This window comes from Mesorhizobium sp. M2A.F.Ca.ET.037.01.1.1, assembly GCF_003998075.1.
In the GTDB taxonomy this organism is placed as follows: domain Bacteria; phylum Pseudomonadota; class Alphaproteobacteria; order Rhizobiales; family Rhizobiaceae; genus Mesorhizobium.
Window position 1 is genome coordinate 1 of record NZ_RZSA01000270.1, and the last position, 6,985, is coordinate 6,985.

The following is a 6,985-nucleotide window of genomic DNA, read 5'->3' on the forward strand; positions in this document are numbered from 1 at the left end:
GTCGCGGAGGATCTCCGGACCCATGCCATAGCGGAGGCCGACATTTTCGAAGCGGATCACGTTCGGCGACCTGAAACTTTCGGCGGCGACGCGCCACGATCTACATTAACAGACCATCGGCCGGCATGGTTAACCGGCGGTTAATTTTTCTACGATCGGTACTCGTCAAGGCCATTCCGGTGGGGAAGCGTTAACCAATTCCGTTTACGCAAAAGAAACGAAGACTGCACTGGTGCCGTAATGGCTGAGAATAGAACCGCGCGCCCCGTTTCCGGCGAAATCATGACCGGCCCGGCAACACATGCCGCGCCGGAGCGCGCCATGTCCAATGCGGCCGACATCGTCGATGCCGACTATGTGGTGCTGCCGCGTTTTGCCGCGCATCCGGAGCGGTCGCCGCCCCAGCCGCAGATCCCGCCGCCGCCGCCGATCGAAGGCATGGGCATGCTGCGCAAGCCGGATGCCGCGCCGTCGCGGCCGTCGCGGGGCGGCCCGATGTTCTGGATCGCCGGAGTCGGCATAGCACTCTCCTCCTTCTGGGTGTCGGGCGGTCATGCGCTGGTCCGGCACAGTCCGTTCTGGGTGACCGCTGGGCCGGCGAGCGCACTCACCATTTCCGGCGTGACGTCGCGCATCGATGCGTCGGGCCTGAAACCGGTGTTGTTCGTCGATGGCGAGGCAGCCAATGACGGTTTGACATCGCAAGCATTGCCGCCGCTCGAAATCCGCGTCACCGACAACGACCGCAATATCATCCGCTACAGGCTGGGGACATCCAATCGCGCACTGGCACCCGGCGAAAGATTCGGCTTTTCCAGCCGCCTCGATGTGCCTAGAAACGGCGTCAGGACTGTCGCAGTAATCTTCGCCGGCTAGGTATGCCGATATTCAGGTGAGGCCGGCCTGCGAACGACGGCTTCCTGCGCTTCCGGTGCTCACGCACTTCAGGTACGCTCCGCTCCGGTTCTCGGAAGCCATCGTTCTCGGCTCGGCCTGACCTGAATCTCGATACACCTAGCACCTGGCATCCCAGGTGATTCTGAAGGACGAAAGAATGCCAGTTGTGCGCGGCAAGGACATCGAGGTGCTGTTTTCGGCGTCGGCAATCGCGCGCCGCAATCTCGAGCTCGCCAAGGAAATCGCCGGGCGCGACTACCATGACCTGCTGGTGATATCGATTCTCAAGGGCTCGTTCGTCTTCGCGGCCGATCTCATCCGCGCCATGCATGATGTCGGCCTGTCGCCGGAAGTCGAGTTCATCTTCATCTCGAGCTACGGCGCCGGCACCACGAGCGGCGAGGTCAGGGTGCTGCGCGACATCGACAACGAGGTCGCCGGCCGCGACGTGCTGTTGATCGACGACATACTGGAATCCGGCAAGACGCTTTCCTACACCCGCGATCTGATGCTGGCGCGCGGCGCCAGGAGCTGCGCCATCGCGGTGCTGCTCGACAAGCGCATGCGCCGTCAGACCGCGCTCAACGCCGATTATGTCGGCTTCGACTGCCCGGACTATTTCGTGGTCGGCTATGGCATGGACGTCGCCCACGCGTTTCGCGAACTGCCGTTTGTCGGGGTGGTGAAGGGCGACGCCTGAAGAGCCCCCGTTTCGCCCCGAAAAGCCGCTGATCGTTAGAATTTTCAGAAAACGTCAACGTTTCGCCGGCATCTATCTCGGCATGGCAAAGCTTCTGATCGTCGAGGACGATGAGTCCGTCCGCACCCTCGCCGCCCGCGCTCTGGAGCGCGACGGCCATGATGTCACCGTCGCCACCGATGGGTCGCAAGGGCTGGACGCGATCCGGCAGGCCCGCGGCGGCTACGATCTGGTGGTGTCCGACATCCGTATGCCGGAGATGGACGGCATCGAGATGGCGACTGCCGCCGCAAGAGAGTTCCCGACGCTGCGGATCATGCTGATGACCGGCTATGCCGACCAGCGCGAGCGCGCCGAGGAGCTCAACGGCATCATCCTCGACGTCGTGCAGAAGCCGTTCACGCTTGCCGAGATCCGCGCCCGCGTCGGCAAGGCGTTAAGCTGCTTCGCTTGAGACCGCACCGGCCGCGGGTGCTGCGCTTCGCCGGCGCTCGCCGGTGAGCGCAAGCAGGCCGGCGCCGATGATCAGCGCCGCGCCGAGCACGGTCGTCTCGCGCGGCACTTCGGCGAAGAACAGGAAACCCCACAGCGGCGACCACAGGATGCCGGTGTATTCGAAGGTGGCGACGCGGTTTGCCGGCGCCATTCGGTAGGCTTGCGACAGCAGGATCATGCCGGCGGAAGCGACGAAGCCGCAGGCGGCCATCTTCAGGAAATCCGGCATCGTCGGCCACACCCACGGCCGCACCAGGAATTCGACGCTCGGATGCGCCGCATGGGTGATGCCGGCGAGATGGAAGACGGTCGCGACCGCGACGGCGCCGCTGAGATAAGCGCCGTTCTGGTAGAAGGCCATCACCGTCGATGATTCGGTGTCGCCGATGCGGCGCGCCATCAACTGCGAAAAGCCGTATAGGAAGGCCGAGCCCAGCGACAGCAGCGCCGCCCAGTCGAACACGCCGGCGCCCGGGCGCACCATCACCAGCACGCCGACAAGGCCGATCAGCACCGTCGCCAGCGTCTTCCAGGAGACGCGCTCGCCGAGATAAGGTCCGGCCATCGCCATGATGAACAGCGGCGCCATGAAATAGAGCGCCACCGCGTCTGCCAGGGGCAAGGCCGCGATCGCGAGATAATAGACCGTATAGGACGAGAACTGGATGAAGGCGCGCAGCGTCAGCAGGCCGAAGCGCTTGGACAGCACCGCCTTCAGGCCGACATCGGCCTGGACGATGACGATCAGGATCGGCAGCGCGACGATGGCGCGGATCGCCATCACCTCGGTCACCGGATAGCCGCCCGACACCGCCTTCACCAGCGGATCCTGCAGCGAAAAGACCAGCACGCCGAGGCAGAGGCTCAGAATGCCAAGCACCAACCGGTTCCGCATCAGTCTCGGCCCCCCGCGAGCCGCATCGATATTCATTTCACGCAATTCCGGACGGAAAACCGCAAGCACTTTTCCTGGAATTGCTCCTAGAGCAGGATGACGCTTCGTTGAACCGTCATCCTGCTCCAACTCTTGTTGTTTGAGCATGATCTCGCCCGAAAACCGGTTCCCACTTTTCGCTGACGCGGTCCTTCGGTTCGGGATCATGCTCTTAAAAAGAACCCGCTACCGTTTCGCGCAGCGGGTACGAGTGAGGACTCTTCGATTGGTCCGCGGCCGACTCGCGACCGCCTATCCAATGGGTATGGGAACTATCCTGCGGCGTTTGACATGTTGCAAACGAATTGGGATGATGCCAGCAATCAGATTTGCTTATGGCGGTTTTCGATGAGACCAGTCCTCGACAGCGACCTCCTGCGCACCTTCGTGGCGGTGGCCGAAACCGGCAATTTCACGCGCGCGGCGGAGAAAGCCGGGCGCACGCAATCGGCCGTGTCCATGCAGATGAAGAAGCTGGAGGACATGGTCGGCGACAATCTGTTCGAGCGCGGCTCGCGCGGCGTGGCGCTGACGCGCCGCGGCGGCGAGTTGATCGCCAATGCGCGCCGGATCGTCTCGCTGCTCGACGAAACGGCTGCCTCGCTGGTGGCGCCGCCGCTTGGCGGGCTGGTGCGCATCGGCATCCCGGCCGAATATGGCCGCTCGATCCTGTCGCGGGCGCTGGGCGAATTCGCCAAGCGCCATCCGCGCGTCGAGGTCACGGTGCGCTACGCGCATTCGGATTCGCAGGTGAGGGCGCTCGCGGCCGGCGAGCTCGATCTCGCCGTGGTGTTCGAATGGGAGGGCTCTTCCGGCGGCGAGGTGCTGATGCACGACCCGACGGTCTGGGTGACTTCGACGCTGCACCGCATGCATGAGGACCGGCCGGTGCCGATCGCGCTCTACAGCCGCAACGGCTGGTGCCGCGACTTCGCCATCAAGTCGCTGCAGCAGCGCGGCCTCGATTACCGCGTCGCCTATACCAGCGACACCAATGGCGGCCTGACGCTCGCGGTGACTTCCGGCCTGGCGATCGCGCCGATTTCGCGCAGCAACATCCCGCCCGATTGCCGGGAATTGACGGCCGCCGACGGCTTCGGCGACATCGATTCGTCAAACGTCGTCCTGCATCGCAATCCGCTCGCGACCGGCGAGGCGATCGACGGCATGGAAAACGCGATCCGCGACGCCTTCATGCTGACAAGGCAGGTCGCGCCTGCGGCATAGATACCGACGCACAGCGATCCTTCGCGCCCCCCTCTGTCCTACCGGACATCTCCCCCACAAGGGGGGAGATTGCCAGTTCCCGCGACCGCGCTTTTCCTGCGGTGTTGGTGATTGCGGCGCTGGCAATTGGCGAAAGCGGTGACGACATCCGATCTCCCCCCAAGTGGGGGAGATGTCCGGCAGGACAGAGGGGGGCGCTGTCCCGCCAGCATCCCAAAAGTGGGCAAGGGCCGTCACATCCAGTCTAACAGCTGTGAGGCAGAAGCTACTTCAGCTCCAGCAGCCGTTCGAGATAGCTGCGCTCGATGTCGGGGCTGAGCGCATTGCCGAGCCGCTTGCGGATCGCGTCGAGGATCTGGCGGGCGCGCTGGACGTCGATCTCGTCGGGAACCTTGACCGAAGTGCCGTCATCGGGGCCATTGGTGGCGCGCGGCCGTCCCAGCGGGTCACGGTCGGCATTCTGCTCGCGACCGCCCTGCTCGCTGCCTCCCTGGTCCCCCTGCATGGCCTGCATCTGCTTCATCATGTCCTTGGCGCCGCGGCGCAGCGCTTCCAACGCGCGACCCTGGTGGCCGACGGCCTGGTCGCCGTCGCCCTGGCCGAGCGATTGCTCGGCATTGCCCATCGACTTTCCGGCTTCGCCAAAACCCTCATTGGGCTCCATGCCCATGCCTTCGAGCCCTTTCTTCAGCTGATTGAGCTCGCTCTGCAGCTGGCCCTGGCCTTCCTGCAACTGCTTCAATGCATCGGCGAAATCCTTCGGCGACATTTTCGGCCGTGCCAGCGGATCGCGGTCTTGGCCGGGACCCGGCCGCTGCTGGTCATTGGGCTGGCCCTGCTCGCCATCCTCGCCAAGCTGCTGCTGCTCGCCGCCTTCGCCACGCTGACCGCGCTGCATCTGGTCCAGGCGGAAGGTGTCGTTCATCATCTCCTGCTGGCGACGCATGATGTCGCCGAGCTTGTCCATCTGCTGACGCAGCTCGCTGTCCTGCTCGCCGCCCTGCTGCTGGCGGCCGGCCTGCAGGTTGTTCATCATGTCCTGCAGCTCGGAGAGAAGCTGCTGCGCCTTGTCGCGATCGCCGGATTTGGCCAGGTTTTCGATCTGATCCATCATGCGGTCGATGTCGCTCTGGCGCAGCTCGCGGCCGTTCTGCTGCATCTGCGGCGCGTTCGGGTTCTGCTGCGCGCGCTGGGCGAATTCCTGCAGGAACTGGTTCATCGCCTCGCGCAGTTCCTTCATCGCCTTCTCGATCTCCTGATCGCTGGCGCCATTCTTGATGGCGTCCTGCAAGGCCTGCTGCGCCTGGCGCAGCCGCCGCTCGGCGGCCGAGAGATTGCCCTCCTCGATGCCGAGCGCGAGCTCCCAGAGATAGGAGACGACGTTGCGCAGCTGGTCGTCGCTCTCGGAGAGCTTCAGACGGCTCCTTGCGCTCACGATGGCGAGATAGTTCGACATGTTGTCGAACGTGTCCTCGGGCCGCAGCGTGATCGCGTCCATCAGGTCGAGAACGCGCGGCTTGGCGTTGGTATCCAGCGCCAACAGCCGGCGCTGCTCGATCACCGCGCGGGCCAGCGGGTTGGCGAAGGGCCGCTCCGGCATCATGAGCGTCTTGGTTTCGCTGGTCGCGGTGTGGCCGGCATCGTCGGTGACGCTCAGCGTCAGCTTGATGCCGCTGCCGGCCCAGACATGCTCGGTCAGGTCCTTGGTCGTCTTGGCCGCATTCGTCTTGCCGCCGCGGCGCGGCAGGGTCAGCGGCAGGTCCGGCGGGCCGTAGAGCGGATGCGCATTGGCGGCCGGCGGATCCGACAGCTCGAAAACGGCCTTGGCCGAGGCTGCGCCGTAATCGTCATCGATCTCGTAGTTCAGCTCCATGGAGCCGTTGACGGCGCGCTTCGGCTCGCCGACGAAGCGGATCGCCGGCGGCTTGTCGGGAATGACGGCAAAGGCCCAGTGGCCGAGATCGCTTTCGGCGGATTTCAGCGTCAGCGTGCCGTTCGAATCCAGCTTGCCGGAGAACTGGCGCACTTTGGGCGCGGCCTGGCTGGCAGGCGCGGGGCCTTTGGGCGCCGCGGGCTCGATGGCGCGCGCATTGCCGTCTTGATCGGCGTAGCTTAGCGTCTCCTCTCCGGAACTGCCCGTGACGCGCAGCGAAACGTCGCTGCCTTGCGGCACCGAGAAGGTCTGGACCGCCTGGTTGGCGTCGGCGGTCAGGAACAGCGGCGCCTTGCCGGTATAGGCGGGCGGCGTCACCCAGGCGTCGATGCGCGGCGGCACGGTATCGCGCGCGGCGCGGGCAACGAAGCCGTCGCTGACCCTGCCGCCGAAGGGCCCGAAGGAGAAGGCCAAAGCGGTGACGAACAGCAGCCCCGCCACGGCGCGCAGGCCCCAGCGATCGTAGTCCGGGACGCGGCTGCGCGGTCGGTCGGCGCCGAGGCTCGACAGCCGCTCGGCCATCCGCTTCTGGTGCTCGCGCCACAAGGCCTGCGAGAAGATGCTCTCGGCGCCGCTGGGACGATCGGTCTGCACCTGGACCGGGCTGTGCAGCAACTGGTTTGCCGCCTCGATACGCCTGTCGATCTCGGCGGCAGAGGGCATGCGGAAGAAACGCAGCGGATAGAGCGCCGCGACCCCGGACAGGGCGAACAGGATCAAGAGGCCGATGCGCGCGACGTCGGGCAGACGCGGGAACAGGCCGAACCACGAAAAGCTGAGAAACAGGCTGATGGCGATC

General features: G+C 65.1%; 6 protein-coding genes. 4 read left to right on the forward strand and 2 right to left on the reverse strand.

Annotated features, from left to right (window positions below; all coding sequences use genetic code 11):
* The first annotated feature begins 240 nt into the window (after window positions 1–240).
* The 3 genes from EOA27_RS15390 (at window position 241) to EOA27_RS15400 (ending at window position 2,051) form a co-directional block, all read left to right on the forward strand.
* Complete coding sequence (locus tag EOA27_RS15390; protein ID WP_126081025.1) at window positions 241–876, forward strand: hypothetical protein; 636 nt, start codon at window positions 241–243, stop codon at window positions 874–876.
* A 178-nt stretch (window positions 877–1,054) separates the two neighbouring features.
* On the forward strand, window positions 1,055–1,597 hold the full coding sequence (gene hpt, locus EOA27_RS15395; protein ID WP_126081026.1) for a hypoxanthine phosphoribosyltransferase: 543 nt from the start codon (window positions 1,055–1,057) through the stop codon (window positions 1,595–1,597).
* An 82-nt stretch (window positions 1,598–1,679) separates the two neighbouring features.
* The gene (locus EOA27_RS15400; protein WP_126081027.1) at window positions 1,680–2,051 is read left to right on the forward strand and encodes a response regulator; all 372 of its coding nucleotides are present in this window, start codon (window positions 1,680–1,682) and stop codon (window positions 2,049–2,051) included.
* Here the strand turns inward: EOA27_RS15400 and EOA27_RS15405 are convergent.
* Entirely contained in the window at window positions 2,034–2,987 is a 954-nt protein-coding gene (locus tag EOA27_RS15405) for a DMT family transporter (RefSeq protein ID WP_126081028.1), read from the reverse strand. The genes EOA27_RS15400 and EOA27_RS15405 overlap by 18 nt on opposite strands.
* 387 nt (window positions 2,988–3,374) lie before the next feature.
* Between EOA27_RS15405 and EOA27_RS15410 the strand changes: the two genes are divergently transcribed.
* On the forward strand, window positions 3,375–4,253 hold the full coding sequence (locus EOA27_RS15410) for a LysR substrate-binding domain-containing protein (RefSeq protein ID WP_126081029.1): 879 nt from the start codon (window positions 3,375–3,377) through the stop codon (window positions 4,251–4,253).
* A gap of 265 nt (window positions 4,254–4,518) precedes the next feature.
* Here the strand turns inward: EOA27_RS15410 and EOA27_RS15420 are convergent, their stop codons facing one another.
* The gene (locus EOA27_RS15420) at window positions 4,519–6,984 is read right to left on the reverse strand and encodes a TIGR02302 family protein (RefSeq protein WP_127256614.1); all 2,466 of its coding nucleotides are present in this window, start codon (window positions 6,982–6,984) and stop codon (window positions 4,519–4,521) included.
* Between the last annotated feature and the right edge of the window lies 1 nt (window position 6,985).

Excerpts from the sequence above, each read along its gene's own strand:
- EOA27_RS15390 (WP_126081025.1), top strand. The coding sequence starts at position 241 with ATGGCTGAGAATAGAACCGCGCGCCCCGTTTCCGGCGAAATCATGACC.
- hpt (WP_126081026.1), top strand. The coding sequence starts at position 1,055 with ATGCCAGTTGTGCGCGGCAAGGACATCGAGGTGCTGTTTTCGGCGTCG.
- EOA27_RS15400 (WP_126081027.1), top strand. The coding sequence starts at position 1,680 with ATGGCAAAGCTTCTGATCGTCGAGGACGATGAGTCCGTCCGCACCCTC.
- EOA27_RS15405 (WP_126081028.1), bottom strand. The coding sequence starts at position 2,987 with ATGCGGAACCGGTTGGTGCTTGGCATTCTGAGCCTCTGCCTCGGCGTG.
- EOA27_RS15410 (WP_126081029.1), top strand. The coding sequence starts at position 3,375 with ATGAGACCAGTCCTCGACAGCGACCTCCTGCGCACCTTCGTGGCGGTG.